Here is a 2,512-nt window from a genome sequence, read left to right as displayed (position 1 = left end):
GTGGGCCTCGCCTGGGCGGTCGTGCCCGAACGCCTGCTCGCGCCCCTGTCGGCGCAACGGCGGCGCACGGGCGCCGCCTCCGACGTGCTCAACCAGCGCACCCTCGAGCGCTTCATCGCCGCGCACGACTACGACCGCAACGTCCGCCGGCTCCGCGCCGAGTACCGGAGTCGCCGGCTCGCGCTCGAGAGGCGCGTCGCCGATGAGTTGCCCGGATGCCGCATCACGGGCCTCGCGGCGGGGCTGCACTGCCTCGTCGAGCTGCCGCCCGGCACGAGCGAGACGCGCGTCACCGATGCGGCCGAACGCCTCGGCCTGCGCTTCGACGGGCTACGATCCTTCCGCCTCGCAGGCAGCGAGTGGCGGCATCCGCCCGCCATGGTGGTCGGCTACGGCGCTCCCCCGTCGCATCGCTCCGACGAGGCGATCGACCTCGCCATCCGGGCGATCCGCTCGGTCGTCGGCGCGGGTGCCGGCGCGGGTCCCGACCGCACCGCCTGACCGGACCGGCCCGGCTCAGGCGTCCTCGATGCTGCCCTCGTCGAGCGGCAGGCCGTCCAACGCGGCGTAGGCGCGCTCGACGGCGCCGACGAGACCGTCGACCGGCACAGGCCACTCCGCGTGCGCCGCCAGCGCCTCGGCCGCCGATCGGCCGGCATCATGCGCCTCCCGGAAGCGGCGGGCGATCTCGGCGAGCGCGGCCGCCTGGTGTGCCACGAACGCGCGGTCCACGACCCGGCCGTGCCCGGGCACCACGACGTCCCCCGCCCGCATCCCGGCGACGAGCCCTTCGAGCACCCCGGGCCAGTCCAGCGGGTAGCTGCCCGACCCGTACATCGGCGGGCCGGACTCCTCCACGAGGTCGCCCACGATCCAGGTGCGCACGTCGCGAAGGAACAGCACCAGGTCGGTGTCGGTGTGCGCCGGGGGCTGGGGTCGCAGCTCGACGATGCGGCCGCCGACGTCGAGGCGCGTCATCCGCTCGACCGGATGCGTCGGTGGGACGAGCCGCACGTCCTGCCACCGCCGTCCGGGCTCGCGGGTGGGATCGCCACGCCACGCCGCCAGCCGCGGGCCCTCGTAGCGCTCGAAGTGGGCCGCGATGCCGGCATGGCCGTGGATCGCGGCATCCGTCGCAGAACCCGGACCGAAGACCTGGTTGCCGAACGTGTGATCGAAGTGCGCGTGCGTGTTCACGACCCACCGCACCGGCGCGGGGAGTCGCGCGGCGATCTCGGCGAGCAGGTCGGCGGCCTCGAACGGATCGGCGCCCGTGTCGACGACGAGGAGCCCGTCGCCGCCCTCGACGACGATGACGGAGAGGTCGAACGGCCCACCGCGATGCTGGTGCACGCCGGGGGCGACCGTGGTCCAGGTCCCCATCGTCCGAGCCTAGCGGCCCGCCCTCGGCGGAACAGCGACGGAACATGGCCGGGTCAAAGGGAATCCAGAGGTTGCGCCCGTAGCGTGGCTCGAGTGACCCCGCTCGACGGCATCCCCGACTCACCACGCGATGGCGCCCCCCACATGCTCACCGCTCGCGCCCAGCGCACCCTCGAGTCCATCGACGGCCGCACGCTCGACGAGATGCGCGCCCTGCGCGACGACACCGAGCGATTCATGCTCCGCTACAAGTTCGGCATGGACGAGGTGATCACGAAGCTCTCCATCCTGCGCGAGGAGTTCAGCCAGACGCACGACTACAACCCCATCGAGCACATCTCGAGCCGTCTGAAGAGCCTCGACAGCGTCATCGCGAAGATGCAGCGCAAGGGCATCGAGCCGACGTTCGACTCGATCCGCGAGACCATCACCGATATCGCGGGCGTCCGCGTGACGTGCAGCTTCGTCACCGACGCCTACCGGCTCGCCGAGCTGCTCACGGCGCAGCGGGACATCCGCGTGCTGAAGGTGAAGGACTACATCGCCGAGCCGAAGGAGAACGGCTACCAGAGCCTGCACCTCATCGTGGAGGTGCCGGTGTTCCTCTCGTCGGGCGCCCACCCCGTGGCCGTCGAGGTGCAGATCCGCACCATCGCGATGGACTTCTGGGCGAGCCTCGAGCACAAGATCTACTACAAGTACGACCGGCAGGTGCCGCAGGAACTGCTCGACGGGCTCACGGATGCCGCGCACACCGCGGCCGAGCTCGACGCGCGCATGGAGCGGCTGCATCGCGAGGTGCACGGAGCGCCGTCGTACGAGCGCGGCCGCGTCGCGATCTGACGAGCCCGGTCACTCGAGGGCCGCGAACACCGCCCGCCCGGCGTCGGACACACGCAACGACCGGTCGCCCGGCACCCGCGCGACCCATCCCTCGGCGAGCACGGCGTCGAGGAGGTGCGCGCCGAGCCGCCCGGCGATGTGCGGCCGCCGCTCGGTCCAGTCGAGGCATCCGCGCACGGCCGGACGACGGCCATCGGATGCCGCGACCTGGGCTGCTCCCAGGCGCGCGGCGAGCGTGCCAGGGACCACGGCCTCGGCGATGAGGCGGGCGGACCGGCCCGCCCCG

Annotated in this window: 2 protein-coding genes and 2 pseudogenes; 2 read left to right on the top strand and 2 right to left on the bottom strand. The window is 72.8% G+C overall.

Features of this window, described 5'->3' with window-relative positions; genetic code table 11:
* Nucleotides 1-501: pseudogene (locus GH736_RS21050) on the top strand (PLP-dependent aminotransferase family protein); the annotation flags it as partial.
* A gap of 15 nt (nt 502-516) precedes the next feature.
* Here GH736_RS21050 and GH736_RS21045 read toward each other — a convergent pair.
* On the bottom strand, nt 517-1,383 hold the full coding sequence (locus GH736_RS21045) for an MBL fold metallo-hydrolase (RefSeq protein WP_159606789.1): 867 nt from the start codon (nt 1,381-1,383) through the stop codon (nt 517-519).
* 144 nt (nt 1,384-1,527) lie between these two features.
* On the opposite strand from GH736_RS21045, the gene GH736_RS21040 reads away from it, so the two are divergent.
* A complete protein-coding gene (locus GH736_RS21040; protein ID WP_159606791.1) occupies nt 1,528-2,226 on the top strand; it encodes a GTP pyrophosphokinase in 699 nt (232 codons plus the stop codon).
* 9 nt (nt 2,227-2,235) lie between these two features.
* On the opposite strand, the pseudogene GH736_RS24720 reads toward GH736_RS21040, so the two are convergent.
* A pseudogene (locus GH736_RS24720) lies at nt 2,236-2,512 on the bottom strand (transcriptional regulator); the annotation flags it as partial.

Origin of the sequence: Agromyces humi, from assembly GCF_009720255.1 — a bacterium.
In the GTDB taxonomy this organism is placed as follows: Bacteria; Actinomycetota; Actinomycetes; order Actinomycetales; family Microbacteriaceae; genus Agromyces; species Agromyces humi.
The sequence above is the reverse complement of the archived record's forward strand: the minus strand, read 5'-3'. Positions and strand labels throughout refer to the sequence as shown.